The organism is Catellatospora sp. NPDC049609 (assembly GCF_040675365.1).
In the GTDB taxonomy this organism is placed as follows: Bacteria; Actinomycetota; Actinomycetes; order Mycobacteriales; family Micromonosporaceae; genus Catellatospora.
Map to the genome: position 1 here is coordinate 13,967 of NZ_JBFAOU010000031.1, position 22,104 is coordinate 36,070.

Below are 22,104 nucleotides of genomic sequence, written 5' to 3' on the forward strand. Positions count from 1 at the left end.
CCTTTCTGCACTGGTGGGAGGCCCTGTGGCCGCCCGCCGGAGAGCATAGGTTAGCCTCCCCTAATCTCAAACTCGGGAGGGGGACCTGCGGTGACGACCCAGACCGCCGACGCACCGGCGCCGCCGGACGCCGTACGCGCGCGCGCCGGTGCCGCCCGGCGGCGGCTCGGGCTGGTGCTCGGGCTGCTCGCGCTGGCCGGCGTCGTCGCGTTGAGCATCGCGGTGGGCAGCCGCACCATCCCGCTGGACACGGTGTGGCAGGTGCTCCGGCACGACGACGGCTCCCAGGAGTCGATCATCGTGTACCAGCTGCGCATCCCCCGTACGCTGCTCGGCCTCGGTGTCGGCGCGGCGCTCGGGCTGGCCGGCGCGCTGATGCAGGCGCTGACCCGCAACCCGCTGGCCGAACCCGGCCTGCTCGGCGTGAACCTGGGCGCGTCCTCGGGCGTCGTCGTGGCGATCGCGTTCCTCGGCATCACCTCGCCCGCCTCCTACGTGTGGTTCGCGTTCGCGGGCGCGGCGGTCACCGCGGCGGTCGTGTTCGCGCTCGGCGGCTCCGGCCGCTTCCCCACCCCGGACCGCCAGGTGCTGGCCGGGGTCTCGTTCACCGCCGTGCTCGGCGCGCTGGTCTGGGCGGTGCTGGTCACCCGCCGCGACGCGTTCGACCGGTACCGGCACTGGGACGTCGGCTCGCTGGCCGACCGCGACGGGGCGACCCTGGTGCGCCTCGCGCCGTTCCTGATCGTGGGCGTGCTGCTGGCGCTGAGCCTGGGCGGGCGGCTGAACGCGCTCAGCATGGGCGACGAGGCGGCCACGGCGCTGGGCGCGCACCCGGCCCGCATCCGCGTGCTCGGCATCGCCGTGGTCACCCTGCTGTGCGGGGCGGCCACCGCCGCCTGCGGCCCGATCTGGTTCCTCGGCCTGGCCGTGCCCGTGCTGGCCCGCTCGATCACCGGGCCGGACCACCGCTGGATCCTGGCGTACTCCGTCGTGCTCGGACCGGTGCTACTGCTCGGCGCGGACGTGCTCGGCCGGGTGCTGACCGCGCCGTCGGAGCTGCAGGTCGGCATCGTGACCGCGTTCCTGGGTGCGCCGGTGTTCATCGCCATGTGCCGCCGCCGGAAGCTGGGTGCCCTGTGACGACGCCGACCCGCCTCGACCCGCCGGCCGAGCCGGAGACCGCAGCACCCGCACCGGCGGCGATGAAGATCACGGCTTCGGCGCGCGAGCGCGGCGCGCGGCGGATCGTGCTGCGGACCCGGGGCGGGCGGATCTCGCTGCGGCTGCGGGTGCGGGCCATGCTCGTCGGCGGCCTGCTGCTGCTGGCCGCGCTGGCTATCGCCGTGGTGAACCTGTCCAGCGGCGACTTCGCGCTGCCCGTCGCCGACGTGCTGCGCAGCCTGGCCGGTCAGGGCGACGCGGGCACCGACTTCATCGTGCTGGAGCTGCGGCTGCCCCGGGTGCTGGTCACGCTGCTGGTCGGGGCGGCGCTCGGCGCGAGCGGCGCAGTATTCCAGGGCCTGACCCGCAACCCGCTGGGCAGCCCCGACTTCGTCGGCCTGACCGTCGGCGCGGCCACCGGCGCGCTGGTGGTGATCCTGCTGCTGGACGGCAGCGGCGTGCAGGTCGCGGCCGGTGCGGTCATTGGCTGCCTGGCCACCGCGGTGGCGATCTACCTGCTCGCGTTCCGGCGCGGCACCCAGGCGTTCCGGCTGGTCCTGATGGGTGTGGGCGTGTCCGCGCTGCTGGAGGCGGCCAACTCGTTCATGATCATCCGAGCCCGGCTCGACGAGGCGCTGGCCGCGCAGGTGTGGCTGATCGGCAGCCTCAACGGCCGGACCTGGACCGAGGTCGCCATCGCCGGCACCGCGCTGGCCGTGCTGCTGCCCGTCGCCCTGCACCAGGGGCGCCACCTGGACATGCTGGCGCTGGGCGACGAGACCGCGATCCTGCACGGCGTACGCGTCGAGCGCAGCAAGGTGTTGCTCACCCTGGCCGCCGTCGGGCTCGCGGCCGGGGCGACCGCCGCGGCGGGGCCGATCGCGTTCGTGGCGCTGGCCGCGCCGCAGCTCGCCGCCCGGCTCACCCGCGCACCGGGGCCGGGCATCCTGCCCGCCGCCATGATGGGCGCCGCGCTGCTGGCCGCGAGCGACTGGGCGGCGCACCGGGTGCTGCCCGACAACGACGTCCCCGTCGGCGTGGTCACCGCCGCGCTCGGCGGGCTCTACCTGACCTGGCTGCTGGGGCGCGAATGGCGCCGCGGCCGATGAACGAGCGCAGCGAGCGAATCGGATGGCACGGTTCGGCTCATGCCGTCGACGAGCGAAGCGAGGAGAAGGCATGAGCACCGAGGAGACGGCGATGCAGGCACCGGCACGGCTGCGCGCGGAGAACCTGACCCTGGCGTACGACCGGCGCGTGGTCGCCCGGGAGCTGGGCGTCGAGATCGCCGACGGCTCGTTCACGGTCATCGTCGGCCCCAACGCCTGCGGCAAGTCGACGCTGCTCAAGGCACTGGCGCGGGTGCTGCGGCCGCAGGCCGGCACGGTGTACCTGGACGGCGCCGCGATCGCGTCGCTGCCGTCGAAGCAGGTCGCCAAGCAGCTCGGCATGCTGCCGCAGTCGCCGCTGGTCCCGGCCGGGATCGTGGTGGAGGACCTGGTCGCCCGCGGCCGGTTCGCCCACCAGCGGCTGCTGCGCCAGTGGTCGGCCGAGGACGAGGCGGCCGTACGCGAGGCGATGGCGGTGACCGAGGTGACCGACCTCGCGGACCGGTTCGTCGACGAGCTGTCCGGCGGGCAGCGGCAGCGGGTGTGGCTGGCCGTGGCGCTGGCCCAGCAGACGCCGATCCTGCTGCTCGACGAGCCGACCACGTTCCTGGACCTGGCGCACCAGTTCGAGGTGCTCGACCTGTGCGCCGAGCTGCACGAGCAGGGCCGCACGGTGGTGGCCGTGCTGCACGACCTCAACCAGGCCTGCCGCTACGCCACCGACCTGGTCGTGATGCGCGGCGGGCAGGTGCTCGCCCAGGGCGCGCCCGACCGGGTGATGACCGCCGACCTGGTCGAGCGGGTCTTCGGGGTGGCCTGCGAGGTCATCCCCGACCCGCAGACCGCGACCCCCATGGTCGTGCCCGCCGACCGCCGCCGTCGCCGCACCGCACCCGCCGGTGGTGCCGGCGCGTTGCGGCCCGCGGTGGCGTGACGTCTGCGCGTCGGCGACCGCGCCGGTGCACGTCCACGGTCGCGACGCGACAACTTCTGGGTTGTCCGGACAACCCGGAAGTTGTCGCGCGGGAACAGGCACCACCCCCGGCGCGCGGCAGCCGGACGGGCCGGCGGCGGCAAGCGGGAGCAGTCCGTCCGAGGTGGACAAAGCACCCTTCCGCGCGCCAGTCCCGACGACTACATTAGGGTTACCTTAGTAAGGCTTACCTATGCAGCTCCAGAGGAGGCACCCCATGCGGGTCGCGATGTTCGGATACCAGACCTGGGGCCACCGCACCCTCCAGGCCCTGCTGGAGGCGCCCGACCTCGAGGTCGTCCTCGTCGTCACGCATCCGAAGAGCGACCACGCGTACGAGCGGATCTGGAGCGACTCCGTCGCCGACCTGGCCGTCGCCCACGGCGTGCCCATGCTGGAGCGCAACCGGCCCGACGACGACGAGCTGTTCACGCGGCTCAAGGAGGCCGAGCCGGACGTCATCGTCGCCACCAACTGGCGCACCTGGATCCCGCCGCACATCTTCAACCTGCCCCGCCACGGCACCCTCAACATCCACGACTCGCTGCTGCCCAAGTACGCCGGGTTCTCGCCGCTGATCTGGGCGCTGCTCAACGGCGAGCCCGAGGTCGGCGTGACCGCGCACATGATGGACGACACCCTCGACGCGGGCGACATCGTGCTGCAGTGGTCCACGCCGGTCGGCGAGCGCGACACCACCGTCGACCTGTTCCACAAGACCCTCGACATGTTCGGCCCGATCACCGTGGAGGGCCTGCGCCTGATCGCCTCGGGCCGCACCGACTGGACCCCGCAGGACCGCTCGCAGGCCAGCTTCTTCCACAAGCGCGCCGACGAGGACCTGCGCATCGACTGGACCTGGACCGCCGAGGAGCTCGACCGCCTGGTCCGCGCCCAGTGCGACCCGTACCCGAACGCCTACACCTACTACCGGGGGCAGCGGATCCGCGTCCTCAAGGCGTCGGTCTCGCAGGCCGTGTACGGCGGCACTCCGGGCCGGGTCTTCTACCGCGAGGGCGACGGCGTCGCGATCGTCGCCGGGGCGCAGGCCCGCCGCGGCAGGAGCAAGGGCTTGGTCATCGAGCGGGTACGCCTCGACGACGGCACCGAGCTGGCCGCCACCGACCTGTTCCGGACGATGGGCGGCTACCTGGGACACTTCCCGTCGTGAACGAGCTGACCGAGCTGCTGTCCGAGCTGATCCGCGTGCCCAGCGTGGGCGGCGCGCCCGAGGAGGCCGGCATCCAGGCGATGCTGGCCGACTGGATGCGCGCCGAAGGCCTGGAGGTCGACCTCTGGGAGCTGCCGCTGGCGCAGCTGACCGCCCAGCCCGCCTTCCCCGGCATGGAGGTGCCCCGCGAGCGCGCGTACGGGCTGGTCGGGCGGCTGCCCGGCAGCGGCGGCGGCCGGTCGCTGATGTTCAACGGGCACGTCGACGTGGTGCCGCCCGGTGACCTGTCCGCGTGGACCGACGACCCGTTCTCCGGGAAGGTGGACGGCGACCGCGTCTACGGCCGGGGCGCCTGCGACATGAAGGGCGGCCTGGTCGCCGCGCTGCTCGCGGTCAAGCAGCTCAAGCAGGCCCGGCTGCGCGGCGACGTGCTGGTCGCCTGCGTGGTCGGCGAGGAGGACGGCGGCCTGGGCACGTACGGGCTGCTGGCGCGCGGCTGGCGCGCCGACGCCTGCGTCATCCCCGAGCCGACCGGCCTGGCCGTGGTGCCCGCCAACGCCGGAGCGCTGACGTTCCGGCTGCGGGTCACCGGGTCGTCCACGCACGCGGCCCGCCGCACCGGCGGCGTCAGCGCGGTCGAGAAGTTCCTGCCCGTCTTCACCGCGCTGCGGGAGCTGGAAGCCGCGCGCAACCGCGACGTCGACCCGCTGATGCGCACCTGGGACATCCCGTACGCGCTGGAGATCGGCACCGTGCACGCGGGCGACTGGTCGTCGTCGGTGCCGGGCGAGCTGGTCGCCGAGGGGCGCTTCGGCGTCGCCCTCGACGAGTCCCCGCAGCAGGCCAAGGCGGCGTTCGAGGCGGCCCTGGCCGCGGCCTGCGCCGCCGATCCGTGGCTGGCCCGGCACCCGGTCACCGTCGAGTGGTGGGGCGGGCAGTTCGCGCCCGGCCGCAACCCCGACCCGGCGCTCACCGAGGCGCTTATCGCCGCGACCGGCACGGACCCGGCCCGGTGGGGTGCCCCCTACGGCAGCGACCTGCGGCTGCTCGCGGCCGCCGGCATCCCCGCCGTCCAGTACGGACCCGGCGCGATCGACCTCGCCCACGCCCCCGACGAGTACGTGCCGATCTCCGAGGTCGCCGAGGCGAGCGCGACACTGACCCGCCTTGCCGCGACGCACTGCGCCTGACCCGCACCGCGCGATCCTCGACCACGCCCGACCCCGCACCGCCCCTGACCGCAGACAGCGCCCGACCCACCCTGCGCCTGGCCCCCGGCGGCCCCGCGGGCCCGAACCCTGCGGCTTGCGGCCGCACCCCTGAAGGAGTGGACATGCCCCAGCTCACCGGCGGCCGTGTGCTGCGCCAGAGCCTGCGCGAACAGGCCCGGCGCATCACCGGCAGCGCCGTGCTCAGCACCGGCCACCAGGCCGGTGAGGCGCTGGTGCCGGTGGTGATCGGCGTCGTGGTGGACCGTGCCGTGGGCTCCGGCTCGACCGGCTCGCTGCTGCTGTGGATCGGCGTGCTGGCGGCGGTGTTCGCGACGCTGTCGTACAGCTTCCGGTTCGGGGCACGGCTCGGCGAGCGCGCCGCCGAGCAGGCCGGGCACCGGCTGCGGGTCCGCGTCACCGAGCGGGTGCTCGACGCGCGCGGCGGCGCCGACACCGGCCGCCTGCCCGGTGCGCTGGCCAGCGTCGCGACCGGCGACGCGGGCCGGGTCGGCATGGTGGCGCTGGTCATGCCGCTCGGCATCGCCGCGATCGCGGGCCTGGCCGTCGGCGCGGTCGCGCTGCTGCGGGTGTCGCTGCCACTCGGGCTGCTGGTGCTGCTCGGCACCCCGCTGATGATGGTGCTGGCGCACCTGCTGGGGCGGCCGCTGCAGCGGCGCAGCGAGGAGGAGCAGGAGCGCGCCGCGCACGCCGCCGGGCTCGCCGCCGACCTGGTCGGCGGGCTGCGTGTGCTCAAGGGCATCGGCGCCGAGCGGGCCGCGGCGGACCGCTACCGGCTCAGCAGCCGCGCCGCGCTGACCGCGACCCTGCACGCCGCCGGGGCCAAGGCCCGGCACGACGGCACCCTGCTCGCCGTCAACGGGCTGTTCCTGGCGCTGGTCGCGCTGGTCGGCGGGCGGCTGGCCGCCGACGGCGAGATCAGCATCGGCGCGCTGGTCTCGGCGGTCGGCATGGCGCAGTACCTGGTCGGCCCGCTGTCGCTGATGGTCTGGGTCAACGGCGAGCTGGCCCAGGGCCGGGCCAGCGCCGGCCGGATCGCCGAGGTGCTGAACTCCCCGCCCGCCGTCGGCGGCGAGGCGCCGCTGCCCGGCCCGGTGAAGGGGCAGGTGACCGTACGCGGGCTCACCCACTCCGGGCTGGCCGGGCTGGACCTGGACGTGCCGGCGGGCGCGTTCGTCGGCGTGGTCACCGCCGACCCCGCGCACGCCGACGCCCTGATCGAATGCCTCGGCCGGGAACGGGAGCCGGCCGCGGGCACCGTCACCCTCGACGGCCACGACCTGTCCACCCTGGACCCCGACGCGGTACGCGGCGCGCTGCTGGTCGCCGCGCACGACGCCGACCTGTTCGAGGGCACCCTGCGCGACGACATCCGCCCCGGCGGTGGGGACGGCCTGGGCCTGGTGCTGTCCGCGTCGGCGGCCGACGAGGTCGCCGCGACCCTGCCCGGCGGGCTGGACGGGCTGCTCGGCGAGGGCGGCCGGACCCTGTCCGGCGGGCAGCGCCAGCGCGTCGCCCTGGCCCGTGCCCTGGCCGCCGACCCGCCGGTGCTGGTGCTGCACGAGCCGACCACGGCCGTGGACGCCGTCACCGAGTCCCGCATCGCCCACGGCGTACGCCGCCTGCGCGAGGGGCGGACCACCGTGGTCATCACGACCAGCCCGGCGCTGCTGGCCACCGCCGACACCGTCCGCTTCGTCGCCGGGGGCACGGTCACCGCCGCGGGCACCCACGACGAGCTCGTCCGCGCGCACGACGCGTACCGCGCGGCGGTGCTGGCATGAGCGAGCAGGGCACGGGCTCCTGTCCCGGTGCCGCCGACCAGCGCAGCCGGGAGCGGGCATGAGCGAGCGAACGGTGACTTCGGTGACCCACGGTGACGACGAGCGCAGCGAGGAGCCGGCAATGACCCACGGGGAGCAGGCCACCGGCCCGCAGCGGGAGCTGCTGCCGGTCGCCACCGGTGCGCAGACCGTCCGGGCGCTGCGCGCGCTGCTGCGGCCGCGCCGCCTGCTGGCGCTGGCCGGGCTGGCGGTGCTCGTCGCGGCGACCGCGATCGGGCTGGCCGTCGCGCCGCTGCTCGGCCACATCGTGGACCTGGTCAGCCTGGGCCGCCCGGCCGCCGCGCTCACCACGCCGGTGGTGGCGCTGGCCGTGGTCGCCGTGCTGTCCGGCACCGCGACCGCGTACGGGCTCACGCTGGTCGCGCGGCTGGGTGAGGGGGCGCTGGCCGAGCTGCGCGAGCGTTTCCTGGACCGGGCGCTGCGGCTGCCGCTGGGCCGGATCGAGCGGGCCGGGTCCGGTGACCTGACCTCCCGCGCGGGCAACGACCTCAACGCGGTCGCGTCCGTGGTCCGCAGCGGCCTGCCCGAGCTGGCCCGCTCGCTGCTGGCGATCGGGCTGACCCTGGCCGGGCTGGCCGTGCTCGACTGGCGCTTCATGCTCGCCGCCCTGCTCGCCGCCCCGGTGCAGCTGCACACCGTCCGCTGGTACGCGGGCCGCGCCCTGCCCGTCTACGCCCGGCAGCGCATCGCCGTCGGCGCCCAGCAGCAGCAGCTGTTGGAGACGATCAGCGGCGCGGCCACGGTGCGCGCGCTGCGCCGCCGCGAGCGGCACCTGAACCTGGTCGGCGAGCGGTCGCAGGAGGCCGTCGACCTGACCATGCGCGGCGTCAACCTGGTCACCCGGTTCTACGCCCGGCTCAACCTGGCCGAGTTCATCGGGCTGGGCGCGGTGCTGGTCACCGGGTTCCTGCTGGTCCGCAACGGTGAGGTGTCCATCGGCACGGCCACCGCGGCGGCGCTGTACTTCCACAACCTGTTCACCCCGATCAACACCGCGCTGGGCCTGATCGACGACGTGCAGGCGGCGTACGCCTCGCTGGCGCGCCTGGTCGGCGTCGCCGAGCTGCCCGAGCCCGTCGCGCCCCCGGCGCCCCGCTCCCCCGCCGACGCGTCGCTGCGGGCCGAGGCGGTCAGCCACGCGTACACCGCGGACCGGATGGTGCTGCACGACGTGACCATCGCGGTCCCCGCGGGACGCCGGGTGGCGCTGGTCGGCGCGAGCGGCGCGGGCAAGAGCACCCTCGCGGGCCTGGTCGCGGGCGTGCACGAGCCCACCTCGGGCAGCATCCGGGTCGGCGGCGTCGGCCTCGGCGACCTCGATCCGTCAGGCCGGCGGGCCGTCGCGCTGATCACGCAGGAGGTGTACGTCTTCGCGGGCACGCTCGCCGAGGACCTGCGCCTGGCCAGTCCTTCCGCGACCGACGAGCAGCTCGTCGCGGCGCTGGAGCGGGTCGGCGCGGCCGAGTGGGTGCAGTCGCTGCCCGACGGGATGTCCACCGTGGTCGGTGAGGGCGGGCACCGCCTCACCGCGGCGCAGGCCCAGCAGCTCGCCCTGGCCCGGCTGGTGCTGGCCGACCCGGCCGTCGCGGTCCTCGACGAGGCGACCGCCGAGGCGGGCAGCGCCGGCGCGCGGATGCTGGAGGCCTCGGTCGCCGCCGCGCTGGACGGGCGCACCGGCCTGCTGGTCGCCCACCGGCTCACCCAGGCGGCGCTCGCCGACCAGGTCGTCGTGCTCGACGGCGGCCGCATCGTGGAGAGCGGCACCCACGACGAGCTGCGCGGCACACCGGGCGGCCGGTATGCCGAACTCTGGCAGGCGTGGTCCGGCCGCCGCCCCGGCGGCCCGGCGGACTGACCTGTCGCTGAGCGCCGGAAGTCCGGCTGGCGAGGTCGGTGGTTCGGGTCGAAAAGTGCGGCCCGATCTCACTTTTCGACCCGGACCACCGATCAACCCGGCCCGGTAGACAGCGAAACATGGCGATGCAAGCATGTGTCATGCGTCGCATACCCCTGTTGTGCGTGCTCGCGCTGCTCGGCACCACCGCGCTCGCGGCACCCGCCTCCGCCGCCCCAGCTCCCGCCGCAGCCCCTGTCGCGCTGCTCAGCGACCCGATCTACGACTACTCGACCGCGATCCGCGAGACCGTCTACGTCGACACCCCGCTCGACAACGACGGCAACGGCACCCCCGACCGGGTCGTCGCGGACATCATCCGGCCCCGCGAGGCCGCCACGGCCGGGGTGAAGGTGCCGGTCATCATGGACGCCTCGCCCTACTACCAGTGCTGCGGGCGCGGCAACGAGTCCGAGAAGAAGATGTACGCCGCGGACGGCACGGTCTCCAAGTTCCCGCTGTACTACGACAACTACTTCGTGCCGCGCGGGTACGCCTTCATCGCCGCCGATCTGCCCGGCACCAGCCGGTCCACGGGCTGCGAGGACGTCGGCGGCACCGAGGAGGTGCAGGGCGCCAAGGCGGTCATCGACTGGCTGAACGGCCGGGCCACCGGTCGCAACGCCGCGGGCGCGGTGGTCAGCGCGACCACCTGGAGCACCGGCAAGGTGGGCATGATCGGCAAGTCGTGGGACGGCACGGTCGCCAACGCGGTCGCGGCCACCGGCGTGCCGGGCCTGGCGACCATCGTCCCGATCGGGGCGATCTCCAGCTGGTACGACTACAACCGGGCCAACGGCATGGTCAACCCGAGGGTCAGCTCGGTGCCCAGCCTGCACAACACGGTCAACGGCCGCCCGTCGGGCACCTGCACGGCGGTGTCGAGCGCGCTGAGCAGCGGCCACGCCGCGAGCACCGGCAACTACAACTCGTTCTGGGCCGCCCGCAACTACGTCACCTCGGCCGCGTCGGTGCGCGCCAGCGTGTTCGTCGTGCACGGCATGAACGATCTCAACGTGCAGGGCGTCCACTTCGGGCAGTGGTGGGACGCGCTGGCCGCGAACAACGTGCCGCGCAAGATCTGGCTGTCCCAGGAGGGCCACGTCGACCCGTTCGACTTCCGGCGCTCGGCCTGGGTGTCCACCCTGCACCGCTGGTTCGACTACTGGCTGCTGGGCATCGACAACGGGATCATGAGCGAGCCGATGGCCGACGTGGAGCGGGCCGCCGACGTGTGGCAGACCAGCGCGCTGTGGCCGCCGTCGGGCACCGCGACGGTCAACTACGTGCTGCAGGGCACCGGCAACCCGGGGGTGCTGGCGTCGTCCGGCGCGGGCTCGGGCAGCCTGTCGCTGACCGACACGCCGTCGCTGACCGAGGCCAACGCGGTCAGCTCGCCGACGACCGCCCGCACCGGCCGCAAGGTGTACCAGACGCCCGTGCTCGCCTCGGACCTGCGCATCTCCGGCACCCCGACGATCACGCTGCGGGTCCGGTCGAGCAAGGCGACGACGACGCTGACCGCGAAGCTCGTCACCTACGGCACCGCCACCCGGGTCAACTACCGCAGCTCGGGTGAGGGCATCAGCACGCTGACCAGCCAGACGTGCTGGGGTTCGTCGTCGAGCACCGACGACGCCTGTTACAAGGACACGGCGAAGGTGGTGTCGAGCGCGGCGTACCAGGTGCTGTCGCGGGGCTGGATGGACGGCCAGCACCGCGACTCGCTGACCGGCACCACCGCGATGAACACCAGCACCTACTACACGATCACGTGGAAGCTGCGCCCGATCGACCAGGTCATCCCGGCCGGGCAGCGGCTCGGGGTGGTGCTGACGCTCACCGACGCGGAGTTCGTGTCGGCGCACTCGACCGGGGCGACGGTCACCGTCGACCTGGCCGGCAGCGTGCTGAAGCTGCCGATCGCCCCCGCCGGGGCGCTCGCGCCGTCGGCGTCGGCCTACGGCACGGACGCGCCGTCCGTGATCTACGACGGCACGGTGAGCCCGCTGGCGGGCACCCGCTTCCAGTGACCGGCGGCGGGACCGCGCTCACCCTCGGAGCGCGGTCCCGCCTCAATTCCCGGTATGCGCCCTACCGTCCTGTTTCTGCCCCTATAGTTGCGTCGTTTCACGCGTCGTTTCGGGGGTACTGTTCATCAGGTGCATCCCTTGCGCGAGTCCGAACGGAGTCCGGCGCACCGTGGCGACAGCCCGGTGGCGAGCGGCCCGGCCGCCCGGACCTCGATCCTGCGGCCGCTCGACGCGATCGTCCTCGGCTTCCTGGCGGTGGCCGCGACACTGGTGGCGATCGGCCACGACCACGTGCCCCGCTGGCCGCTCTACCTCGCCGGGTACGCCGCCACGGCGGCCGTGGTCGGCGCACTGCTCGCCGCGTACGCCCGGCGGCCGCACGACCGGGTGCTGACCGCGCTGCGGCTGAGCTACCCGCTCGTGGTCGCGCCGGTGGTCTACACCATGACCGGTGGCACCGTGCTGGCCCTGCGCGGCCGGTACCTCGACGCCGCGATGAACCGGTTCGAGTCCGGCGTCTGGGGTGGACACCCCGCGCTGTGGCTGGACGCGATCGTGTCGCGGCCGCTCACCGAGCTGTTCTACGCCTGCTACGTCAGCTACTACCTCTACATCGTGGTCCCGCCGGTGCTGCTGCTCCTGCGCCGCCGCCTGGCCGACCTGGAGCGGCTGGTGACCACCGTCGCCGCCGCCGTGTACACCTGCTACCTCGGGTACCTGGTGGTGCCGGTGCGCGGTCCGGTCCACTCGCTGGCCGGGCAGCTCGACCCGCCCGTGCTGACCGGCTACCTGCTCGCCCCGGCGCAGCAGCTGCTCATGGCGCACGCCGACCCGGCCGGCACCGCCTTCCCCTCGGCCCACGTGGCCGGGGCGTGGGCGGTGTGCCTGGCGGTCCGCCGGATCCAGGGCCGCGCCGCGTTCCGGTGGCTGCTGCCGCTCACCATCGGGCTGACGCTGTCGGTCGTGTACACCCGCTATCACTACACCGCCGACGTCGCCGCCGGGCTCGCGGTCGCCTTCGCCGCCGACCGGGCGGTGACCCGCTGCCTTGCCCGACAACTTGTGGGTTGTCGGGACAACCCACAAGTTGTCGCTTGCCGCAAGAGTGACACCGCGGTGGTCGGCGCAGGCTCCACGATCGGCAGCGGCACCGTCGCCCCCCGGGCCGCCTCCCTCTATTCCGGACGCGACGCCACGCCGACGTTGCAGGACGATCACAAAACTGTTTCGCGTCGCAACGAAATGTCGTAGGTGTGTGCGACCCTTGAGCCCAGCACGTGATCCGAGGCGGTGGCCGTCATGCGTGTACGCGCTCGCAAGATCCTCATCGACATCTCCGCCATGCTCCTGTGCGGCGTCCTCGCCGGGGTGATCGTGGCCGCCGCCGCGTTCCCCGCGCTGGCGCTGACCGGGTTCGCCGCGCAGATCGGCGGCCACGAGCTCGGCCGGCTCCCCGACGACCTGATGACCAGGAGCTCGCCTCAGCTCAGCTACGTCTACGCCAGCAACGGCACCACGCTGCTGGCGACCATGTACGACGAGAACCGGCGCGACATCGCGCTCGCCGAGGTCCCGCTGATCGTGCGGCAGGCGGTGCTGGCCGCCGAGGACCAGAACTTCTACAAGCACATCGGCGTCGACGTGAAGGGCATCGCGCGGGCGTTCATCGCCAACAAGCGGGCCGGCACGGTGGAGCAGGGCGCCTCGACGCTGACCATGCAGTACGTCCGGCTGTCCATCTCGTACTCGGCGACCACCGCGCAGGAGGTCGTGGACGCGACCGAGGACACCGCCTGGCGCAAGATCCGCGAGATGCGGTACGCGCTGGCGATCGAGGAGCAGCTGTCCAAGGACCAGATCCTCGAGGGCTACCTGAACACGGCGTACTTCGGCAACCGCGCCTACGGGATCTTCGCGGCGGCGAAGGTGTACTTCGACAAGCAGCCCAAGGATCTCACCGTCGCCGAGGCCGCGTTCATCGCGGCGCTGGTGAAGTTCCCCGGCGACTTCGACGCCGAGACCCTGAAGGGCAAGGACCTGGCCGTCGCCCGGCGTGACTACGTGCTGGACGAGATGGTGCAGGCCAAGATGCTGACGCCGGAGCAGGGCGCCATGGCCAAGGCCGAGCCGCTGAAGGTGGTCGGCGCCAACACCGCCAACGGCTGCGTGGAGGCCGCCAACATCAAGTGGGGCTTCTTCTGCGACTTCTTCCAGCGCTGGTGGACCCAGCAGGAGGTGTTCGGCACCACGCCGTACGAGCGCGAGCGGCAGCTCAAGTCCGGCGGCTACCGGATCATCAGCTCGCTGGACCCGACCACGCAGGCCGCCATGGACCGCAGCATCGACCGCTCCCTCAACCGCAACCCGGACCTCGACGGCGGCCGGTGGAAGTGGAAGTCCGACGCGGTCATGCTGGCCGCCGTGGAGCCCGGCACCGGCAAGGTGCGCGGGCTGGCGACCAACCGCAACTTCCGGCTGGACAGCAAGACCAAGCCGACCAACGGCAAGCACTCCAACCCGGCGCTGGCCCGGCGCGGCATCCGTGGCAGCTACCCCAACACCACCAACCCGCTGCTGACGGGCGGCCCGGACCTCGGCGGATACCAGGCCGGCTCGGTCATGAAGATCTTCACGCTGGTCTCGGCGCTGGAGAAGGGCTACCCGCTCAACTACAACATCAACACGCGGGCGCCGTACGTGTCGCGCACCCGGATCACCGGCAGCCCGAGCTGCGGCGGCTACTGGTGCCCGACCAACTCCGGCGGCCGGGGCTGGGGCACGCAGAACATGTGGACCGGCTTCGGCAACTCGGTCAACACCTACTTCGTGCCGCTGTTCGAGCGGGTGGGCGGCGCCCGGGTCATCGACACCGCCAAGCGCCTCGGCCTGACCTTCTACGACAACCCGCGCACCCCGATGGACGACGCGTACTGGGCCAACGAGCGCCCCGAGCTGTGGGGGCCGTTCACGCTCGGCGCGTCCGACCACACCCCGCTGCAGATCGCCAACGCGTTCGCGACGCTGGCCGCCGACGGCGTCTACTGCGAGCCGATCCCGGTCGAGAAGATCGTCAACCGGGACGGCGAGGAGCTGGCCGCGGGCGACCCGCGCTGCCGGCAGAACATCCCCGTCGACGTGGCGCGCGCCGCGATCGACGCGGCCCGCTGCCCGCTGGGCGACCAGTCGCTCTACGGCCGCTGCAACGGCACCACGGCGCGCGACTCCAAGGAGATCATCGGCAAGCACATCGCCGGCAAGACCGGCACCACCGACGACTCCAAGTCGGTGACGCTGACCATCACCACGAAGCTGCTGGCGATCAGCGGATTCCAGACCGATCCGGACTGGGCGCAGGTGAGCACGCACAAGATGTCGCACCGGGTGATCAACCCGGCGGTGCAGTACGCCATGCGCGACGCCATGCGGGGCAAGCCGAACACCCAGTTCAGCAAGCCGAGCAGCAACCGGCTGGTGTTCGGCACCGGCCGGGCGTCGCCCTGACGGCGCGGCGGCGCCGGTCCGCGGTCAGCCGCGGTTCGGCAGGCGCACCACGCTGACGAAGAAGTCGTCGATCTGCTTGACCACCGAGATGAACCGCTCGAAGTCCACCGGCTTGGCCACGTACGCGTTGGCGTGCAGCTGGTAGCTGCGCAGCACGTCCTCCTCGGCCTGCGAGGTGGTGAGCACCACGACCGGGATGCGGCACAGGTCGGGGTCGTTCTTGATCTCGGCGAGCACCTCGCGCCCGTCCCGCCGGGGCAGGTTCAGGTCGAGCAGGATCAGGTCCGGCACGGCCGCGTCGGCGAACTCGCCCTCGCGGCGCAGGTACGCCAGCGCCTCCACGCCGTCGCTGACGACGTTGAGGGTGTTGCGCATCTTGTACTCCTCGAACGCCTCCCGCGTCATGAGCACGTCGCCCGGGTCGTCCTCGACCAGCAGCACGGTGATCGGGCGGTCGTCGGCGGAGATCATGCGGTCAGCTCCTTGTGCGGGGTCGGCACCGTGAGCGATTCCGCACCGGTGTTCTCTGCCACGGGCAGCGAGAACAGTATGGCAGCGCCCTCGGTGCGGGTGGCGTCGACCCAAATGCGGCCGCCGTGGTACTCCACGATCTTCTTGGCGATCGCCAGCCCCATTCCAGTGCCCGGGTAGGCGTCCTTGGCATGCAGCCGCTGGAAGATGATGAAGATCTTCTCGGCGAACTCGGCCTCGATGCCGATGCCGTTGTCGGCGACCGTGATCTCCCACGCGTCGCCGTCGCGGCGGGCGCTCACCTCGACCCGCGGCGGCACGTCCGGGTTGCGGAACTTCAGCGAGTTGCCGATCAGGTTCACCAGCAGCGTCCCGAGCAGCGCCTCCTCGCCCGCCACGGTGGGCAGGCCGGACCACGTGATGGCGTCGGCGCCGTACCGGTCCTCGACGTTGAGCTGCGCGGCCACCTCGGTCATCACCGCGTCCAGCGACACCGGCTCGAACCCGCTGGTGTTGCGCCCGATCCGGGAGAACGCGAGCAGGTCGTTGATGAGCCGCTGCATGCGCTGCGCGCCGTCCACCGCGAACAGGATGTACTGGTCGGCCCGCTCGTCGAGCTGCCCCGCGTACCGGCGCTGCAGCAGCTGGCAGAAGCTCGCCACCTTGCGCAGCGGCTCCTGCAGGTCGTGCGAGGCGACGTACGCGAACTGCTCCAGGTCACGGTTGGAGCGGGTCAGCTCGGCCGCCTGCGCCTGCAGCTGCTGGTTGACCAGCTCCACGGCCTGCCGGGCCTCGCGCACCTCGCGCAGGTCACTGGCGATCTGCCGGCGCATCGTCTCGACGTCGCGCGCCAGCGCCTCCAGCTCCGGCGCGCCGTCGATGGAGATCTTCGTGTCGTAGGCGCCCCGGGCCACGTTGCGCACCTGCGCCGCGAGCGCGGTCACCGGGACGGTCACCATCCGGTTGATCATGATCACCAGGCCGACGCCCAGCACGACCACGACGGCGCCGGCCGCGATCAGCAGCACCACCAGCCGCTCGCTGCTGGACTGCACGTCGGCCACCGCCGCGTTGCGCAGCGTGACGATCTGCTCCTGCAGCCGGGCCACCTCGGCGCGCGCCTGGTCGAACCGCTCCTTGCCGCTGACCTGGCCGAGCAGCTCCTGCGCCGCGTCCGGACCGGCGTCCCGGGCCTTGGTGATCACGGGCTCGGCCACCTGGGTGCGCCAGGTGGCCGCGGTCAACCTCGCCCGCTCCAGCTGGCCCCGCACCGCGGGCTCGTCGGCCAGCAACGGGATCATGGAGGCGTAGAGCGCCTCCTCCTCCTCGCGGCCGCTGCGGTAGGGGGCGAGATCGGCGGTGTCTCCGCTGAGCGCGTAGCCGCGCATGCCGGTCTCCTGGTCGACCAGCGAGATGTTCAGCCGCTCGCTGCTCAGCCGCAGCACACCCGTCTTGTTCAGCACCGCGTCGAGCTGCTCGCGGTTGACGGCGGCCAGCGCCGTCGCGGCCAGCGCCAGCAGTGCCAGCAGCACCGCCGCGGTGCCGGTCAGGGCCGTCACGCGGGCCCGCAGTGACCAGCCGCGGGGGTGGCTCCACTTCACGCTCTTGATCACGGATTCGATTCCTTACTCAGCAGAACGATCGCCACATCGTCGGCCAGCGGACCGCCGTTGAGCGTCTCGGCCTCGCCGACCAGGCTCGCCGGCAGCCGCTCCATCGACTCCCCGCGGGTGAGGCGGCCCGCGCACAACCCGCGCAACCCGTCGTCACCGAGCCGCTCACCGCCGACCCCAACCCGGCCCTCCACCAGGCCGTCGGTATACAGCAGCAGGGACCAGTCCTCGCCCAGCGCCACCTCGGCCCGCTCCCGGGGTGCGTCGCCCAGCCCGAGCAGCAGCCCGTACGGCGCCTCGACCTCGGCCACCCGGCCGCCCGACAGCAGCAGCGGCGGCGGATGGCCCGCCAGCCAGAACGACGCCGCCTCGGCCGCCAGGTCGATGCGGACCACCGCCATCGTGGCGAACGTGCTCGGGTGGCTGCGCTCGCTGGACAGCACCTGCTCCATCGCGGCGAGCGTCTGCTCCTGCGGCACGCCCGCCAGGGTCAGCGCACGCCAGGCCACCCGCAGCTCGACGCCCAGCGCCGCGCCGTCGACATCGTGGCCGCTGACGTCGCCGATCATCGCGTACACCGTCTCCGGGCAGGTCTGCACCACGTCGAAGAAGTCCCCGCCCAGCAGCGCCTCGTAGCGGCCGGGCCGGTAGAACGTGTGCACGGCCAGCCGGTCGGTGGTCATCAGCGGCTGCGGCAGCAGACCGCGCTCCAGCCGCGCCGACTCCGCCTGCCGCAGCTCCACCTCACGCAGCCGCCGCGCGTTCTCCTCGGCGTACTTGCGCTCGACGGCGTACTGCACCGAGCGCTCCAGCAGGGCGCCGTCCACCTGGCCCTTGACCAGGTAGTCCTGCGCGCCCTCGCCGACCGCGCCGATGCCGACGTGAGCGTCCTGCTGCCCGGTCAGCACGCAGACGGCCGTGCCCGGCGCCTCGGCCAGAACCCGGCGCAGCCCGTCGATGCCCTGCGCGTCCGGCAGCCCGAGGTCCAGCAGGATGCAGTCGACGTCGGCCAGCAGCGGCCGCGCCTCGCGCAGGCTGCGCACCACGGTGAGCTGGATCGCGGCGTCCTGCTCCCGCAGCAGCTCCTCGACCAGGAAGGCGTCGCCCTCGTCGTCCTCGACGAGCAGCACCCGCAGCCGGGTCAGCCGCGCCGGTCCGCGTGGCTGCGCCGGCACGGGTGCAGCGGTGAACATGGATGTCCTACTTCCGACGCCGCAGGGTGGGGTGAACGCGGGTTCCAGGCAACGCACGCCGATCATGCCTGCGGCGAGCCTGGTTGCACAACTTATGCATCCCGCAGGTACTAACCTCACCGCACCGCTTGAAACATCCCTGCACCGGGGGTGCCCATCTCGGTCACCGCGCTGACCGCAGCCCCAGGACCTGACCGGGCCACAACCTGCGCACCTGCCCCGCGTGCGGTCCGCTGACCAGCTCGACCACGGGCATCCCATGATCGGGGTCGACACCCACGACGACGCCGTACGCGCCGGGACCGTCGTCGACGCGCACCTCGCTGCCGAGCACGACCCTGCTGCCGTCGGCCACGAACCACTGGGGCTCGTTGCGTGCCCCGTCACCGCCGCTCCGGGCGGCGCAGGCCATCAATGATCATAGTAAGGAGCCGCGTGTCCTCCCGGGCCCAAGCGGTCGCCGCGCTGAATCGCGTGATCGCGTCGACGTCGGCCGGCGCTGCCGGTTCCTCCTCCTGACAGGTGACCAGCTGCCGGGTCGCGTCCTGGTCGGCCCGGCCCGCAAGGCGCATGAGCTTCGTGAAGAGCATGGCTCAAGCACACGGCACGCCCGCCCGGCGGGGTAGCCACCCGATGCGGACGGCGGCCCTGTCCTCATCGTGACTGCCTCGCCCACACGCGGGTGTCGGCGGCTCGCTCCACAATCGACTGATGGTGGTCTCCGACGACGGGGAGGGCGGATGGGGCAGAAACCGGGGGAGCTGGAGCCGACCCGATCTGCGCTGCACTACTTCGGGGCAGAGGTGAGACGCCTGCGCACGGCGCGCGGCCTGTCCCAGGCCGAACTCGGCCGTCTGCTCTACCAGCACCGCGACCTGGTTCGCAAGATCGAGACGGCGCAGCGCCTGCCCAGTGAGGAGTTCGTCGGACGGTGCGACGACGCCCTCGACGCCCGTGGCGCGCTGCGGCGGATGTGGCCGATGCTCGTCCGTGAGCGGAGGTTGCGCCGTGGCGGCGATCCGGCCGGCTCCGGATACCACTCCGAGGCGTCGGACCGTCCGGTGCTGGACTGGCTGCTGGCCCCGGACACCTCCCGGCGCGGTCGCGCCGACACCGAAGCCTCCCTCTCCGCGCGTCAGACCCTGCGCAGCCTTCGCGAGCTCGATCACGCCTGCGGTGCCGGAGCCGCGTACACCGCCGTCGCGGGCGTGCTGGAGGACGGGCTCGACGAGGTCGTCGCCGCCAGCCCGGAAGTGGCCACCGGGCTGCTCGAACTGGCCGGCTACGAAGCGGTGGACCTCGGCGCGGACGGCGTGGCACAACGGCACTACCTGCGGGCACTGGAGGTCGTCGGGGCCACCGGCGACCGTCTGTACGGCGGCTACATCGTCGGCGTGAGCCTCGCCCATCTCGCGTTGCACTGCGGTGACGCCGAGCAGGCGATCCGGCTCGCCACCGCCGCGCTGCAGGGCACCGAGCGGCACGCCGGGCCCGGCACCCGCGCCGCCTTCCGGACGGTCCTCGCCCGGGCCCACGCCCGCCGCGGTGACGAGCGTGCCTGCATGGCGTCGCTACAGGAGGTGGACGCCGACCTGTCTCGCCGCTCAGCCGGTGAGGAACCGGGCTGGATCGGCTACTTCGGCGAGGCCGACCTCGCCGACGAGAAGGCGCACTGCTTCTTCGACCTGGGCAGGTTCGACCTCGCCCAGCAGGAGGCGTCGCGCGCGCTGCGGCTGCTCGAACCGATGCGCGTACGCCGCCGGGCGATCGACGCCGCGCTCCTGGCGTCGTGCCTGGCCCGCATGGGAGACCTGGAGCAGGCCTGCGCTGCGGGCCACGTGGCCGTCCGGCAGGCGCGAGCGACCGCGTCGTTCCGCGCCAAGCATCGCGTGGCGCTGATGATGGCGGAGCTGCACCGGCACGGGCACCTGCCCGAGGTGAAGGAGCTGGCCGAACTGGTCCGGGCCACGCTGCCCACGTCGACCGCGGCAGGTCAGGGCGCGGCCACGCGCCCGAGCACGGCTCGATAGGCGGCCAGCTCCGCGTGCAGTGCCGTGGCCAGGGCATCCGGCGCGCTCAGGTAGTGGCCGACACCCGGCAGCCGCAAGAACCCGTGCAGCAGGCCACGGCGGGCCAGCGCCCCGGCGAGCGCCGTGACGTCGGCGATCGGCGCGACCGTGTCGTCGTCACCGTGGATGAGCAGCGCCGGTGCGGTGAACCGCGACGGCAGCACCTTCGCGTCGGCGGACGACAGGATCGTGGCGTGCGGCCGCTGGAACCGGGGCGCGGTGTGCGCCCACCGCTGCGGGTCCACGATCGCGGAGCGGGCCACGGCCAGCGCGAACGGCCCGTCTTCGCAGACGGCACGCAACGCCGTGTAGCCGCCCGCGCTCGCACCGGAGATGAACAGCCCGCCGGGACGAGCCCGGCCGGTGTCGAGCAGATGCTGCGCGACCGCGCGGCAGTCCTCGACGTCGAGAATCCCCCACTGGCCGTCGAGCGCCTTGCGGAACGCCCTGCCGTACCCGGTGCTGCCGCGGTAGTCGACGTCGGCGACCCCGAAGCCGTTGCGGACGAAGAACTGCACCTCCTCGTCGAGCCGGAAGGCGCTGTGGTGCGTCGGCCCGGGATGCGGGCGCACGATCACCGGAGCCGTACTCTCGGCGCGGGGCGGGTGGAACAGCACGGTCACCAGGGCGTCTCCCGAGCTGATCCGCATGATCTCCGGCACCGCGACGGCCGTGGCGGGCGCCCGGTCCCCGGCGCGGATCACCTTCACTCCGTCGGAGCCGTCCGTGGCGACCAGGGCGACTTCGAGATCCCGGTCGGGCGAACCGCCGATGAGCGCCACACGATCATCGACAGCGGCCAGGTAGGGCTTGATGGAGGTGTACGGCAGCTCCACCGGTCGTACGGTCCCGGCGGCCTCGACTACGAAGAGGCGGTGCAGCGGACCGGTCTGCGCCGTGAGCGCCACCCGGCCTCCGCCGACGAAGGCGTAGTTGAGGTAGTCCAGCTCCCAGGGTGCGGCGGCGCAGTCGGCGCGCATCGGCGCGACGGGTTCGGTGCGCCCGGCACGCCAGCGGTAGAGGTTCCACCAACCGGTCCGGTCCGACATGAAATAGAGGAAGCCGTCCGGTGCCCAGCGCGGCTGGACCGCAGACTCGTGCGGACCGCCGGCAATCCGCGTGGCGTCGCGGGCCACGCCGGATTCGTGCCGCGCCACCCAGACCTCGCTGGAGTCCCAGGGGACGGTGCCGCCCTCCCACCGGGTCCATGCCAAGCGGCCGCCGTCGAGGACGGCTGATCCCAGGAACGGGGCCTCCACGACGACGGACTCGGGCGGACCCGCGGGGTCGACGATGACGAGCTGGTCGTGGGTCGCGGTCTCACGCACGCACAGGAGAAGGCCGTCTCCGCCGCTCAGCCCGCCGTGGCGGTGCGGCGAGCCGGTCAGCCGCACGCCCGAGTCGGCATGCCACACCTGCCCGTCGGACTCCCGCACCACCCAGGTGCCCGAGTCCGTGCCGACGAAGGCGCCGCCGCCGTAGGCATGCACGTCGCTGCCGATCGGCACGGTGCCCAGGACCGTCCCACGCGACGGCGTCCAGGTGGCCAGGACGCTGTGGCCCGATGCGGGGTCGCGCTCGACCCACTGCAGACCGGACGGGGTGGCGGCCAGGCTGTCGTAGCGGGCCGATGTCCGCGCCGCCCACCCGGTGGCCGCAGCCGCGCCGTCACTCACCGGCTCATCCGATCACAGCCCGGGGACCGAGGTCGAGCGCCGTTCGTCCGCGGCCCATGCGGACCAGCCTTCGGTCCGCTTGGCGCTCCTGGAGAATCCGCTGCCCATGGGCGTGAATGGTTCCCGTGGCCCTGTCGCCGTACCGCCGGAGGTGCTGCGGTGGCAGG

At 73.2% G+C, this 22,104-nt stretch carries 17 protein-coding genes; 11 read left to right on the plus strand and 6 right to left on the minus strand.

Annotation, left to right across the window (positions count from 1 at the left end):
- The first annotated feature begins 183 nt into the window (after positions 1 to 183).
- From AB0J67_RS12035 to AB0J67_RS12080, 10 genes are all read left to right on the plus strand, one after another.
- On the plus strand, positions 184 to 1,140 hold the full coding sequence (locus AB0J67_RS12035) for an iron chelate uptake ABC transporter family permease subunit (RefSeq protein WP_363480202.1): 957 nt from the start codon (positions 184 to 186) through the stop codon (positions 1,138 to 1,140).
- A gap of 62 nt (positions 1,141 to 1,202) precedes the next feature.
- Positions 1,203 to 2,270: an iron chelate uptake ABC transporter family permease subunit gene (locus AB0J67_RS12040; RefSeq protein WP_363480205.1), complete on the plus strand. Its 1,068-nt coding sequence runs from the start codon at positions 1,203 to 1,205 to the stop codon at positions 2,268 to 2,270.
- 70 nt (positions 2,271 to 2,340) lie between these two features.
- Positions 2,341 to 3,204, plus strand: coding sequence for an ABC transporter ATP-binding protein (locus tag AB0J67_RS12045; RefSeq protein ID WP_363480138.1), 864 nt, complete (start codon positions 2,341 to 2,343; stop codon positions 3,202 to 3,204).
- A gap of 256 nt (positions 3,205 to 3,460) precedes the next feature.
- Positions 3,461 to 4,414, plus strand: a complete 954-nt coding sequence (locus AB0J67_RS12050) for a methionyl-tRNA formyltransferase (RefSeq protein WP_363480141.1) — start codon at positions 3,461 to 3,463, stop codon at positions 4,412 to 4,414.
- Positions 4,411 to 5,604: an ArgE/DapE family deacylase gene (locus AB0J67_RS12055; protein WP_363480144.1), complete on the plus strand. Its 1,194-nt coding sequence runs from the start codon at positions 4,411 to 4,413 to the stop codon at positions 5,602 to 5,604. The genes AB0J67_RS12050 and AB0J67_RS12055 overlap by 4 nt, the downstream gene beginning before the upstream one ends.
- A gap of 143 nt (positions 5,605 to 5,747) precedes the next feature.
- Complete coding sequence (locus tag AB0J67_RS12060; RefSeq protein ID WP_363480147.1) at positions 5,748 to 7,427, plus strand: ABC transporter ATP-binding protein; 1,680 nt, start codon at positions 5,748 to 5,750, stop codon at positions 7,425 to 7,427.
- Between the two features lie 121 nt (positions 7,428 to 7,548).
- A complete protein-coding gene (locus AB0J67_RS12065; RefSeq protein ID WP_363480208.1) occupies positions 7,549 to 9,342 on the plus strand; it encodes an ABC transporter ATP-binding protein in 1,794 nt (597 codons plus the stop codon).
- A 140-nt stretch (positions 9,343 to 9,482) separates the two neighbouring features.
- Positions 9,483 to 11,414 (plus strand): Xaa-Pro dipeptidyl-peptidase, encoded by a 1,932-nt coding sequence (locus tag AB0J67_RS12070; protein WP_363480150.1) that lies wholly within the window; start codon positions 9,483 to 9,485, stop codon positions 11,412 to 11,414.
- 129 nt (positions 11,415 to 11,543) lie between these two features.
- A complete protein-coding gene (locus AB0J67_RS12075) occupies positions 11,544 to 12,665 on the plus strand; it encodes a phosphatase PAP2 family protein (protein ID WP_363480153.1) in 1,122 nt (373 codons plus the stop codon).
- Positions 12,666 to 12,713: 48 nt separating this feature from the next.
- A complete protein-coding gene (locus tag AB0J67_RS12080) occupies positions 12,714 to 14,915 on the plus strand; it encodes a transglycosylase domain-containing protein (RefSeq protein WP_363480156.1) in 2,202 nt (733 codons plus the stop codon).
- 24 nt (positions 14,916 to 14,939) lie between these two features.
- Here the strand turns inward: AB0J67_RS12080 and AB0J67_RS12085 are convergent, their stop codons facing one another.
- The 5 genes from AB0J67_RS12085 to AB0J67_RS12105 all read right to left on the minus strand — a co-directional run bounded on the left by AB0J67_RS12085 (position 14,940) and on the right by AB0J67_RS12105 (position 18,782).
- Entirely contained in the window at positions 14,940 to 15,386 is a 447-nt protein-coding gene (locus tag AB0J67_RS12085; protein WP_363480159.1) for a response regulator, read from the minus strand.
- On the minus strand, positions 15,383 to 16,999 hold the full coding sequence (locus AB0J67_RS12090; protein ID WP_363480162.1) for a CHASE3 domain-containing protein: 1,617 nt from the start codon (positions 16,997 to 16,999) through the stop codon (positions 15,383 to 15,385). The genes AB0J67_RS12085 and AB0J67_RS12090 overlap by 4 nt, the downstream gene beginning before the upstream one ends.
- Positions 16,996 to 18,192 (minus strand): fused response regulator/phosphatase, encoded by a 1,197-nt coding sequence (locus AB0J67_RS12095; RefSeq protein WP_363480164.1) that lies wholly within the window; start codon positions 18,190 to 18,192, stop codon positions 16,996 to 16,998. Before AB0J67_RS12095 ends, AB0J67_RS12090 begins: the two co-directional genes overlap by 4 nt.
- Positions 18,193 to 18,355: 163 nt before the next feature.
- On the minus strand, positions 18,356 to 18,604 hold the full coding sequence (locus AB0J67_RS12100; RefSeq protein WP_363480167.1) for a hypothetical protein: 249 nt from the start codon (positions 18,602 to 18,604) through the stop codon (positions 18,356 to 18,358).
- Complete coding sequence (locus AB0J67_RS12105; RefSeq protein ID WP_363480170.1) at positions 18,576 to 18,782, minus strand: hypothetical protein; 207 nt, start codon at positions 18,780 to 18,782, stop codon at positions 18,576 to 18,578. The genes AB0J67_RS12100 and AB0J67_RS12105 overlap by 29 nt, the downstream gene beginning before the upstream one ends.
- Before the next feature lie 150 nt (positions 18,783 to 18,932).
- Here AB0J67_RS12105 and AB0J67_RS12110 point away from each other — a divergent pair, with 150 nt between their 5' ends.
- Positions 18,933 to 20,222 (plus strand): helix-turn-helix transcriptional regulator, encoded by a 1,290-nt coding sequence (locus tag AB0J67_RS12110; protein ID WP_363480173.1) that lies wholly within the window; start codon positions 18,933 to 18,935, stop codon positions 20,220 to 20,222.
- Here AB0J67_RS12110 and AB0J67_RS12115 read toward each other — a convergent pair.
- A complete protein-coding gene (locus tag AB0J67_RS12115; protein ID WP_363480176.1) occupies positions 20,186 to 21,937 on the minus strand; it encodes a prolyl oligopeptidase family serine peptidase in 1,752 nt (583 codons plus the stop codon). The two genes, AB0J67_RS12110 and AB0J67_RS12115, sit on opposite strands and share 37 nt — an antisense overlap.
- Positions 21,938 to 22,104 lie beyond the last annotated feature (167 nt).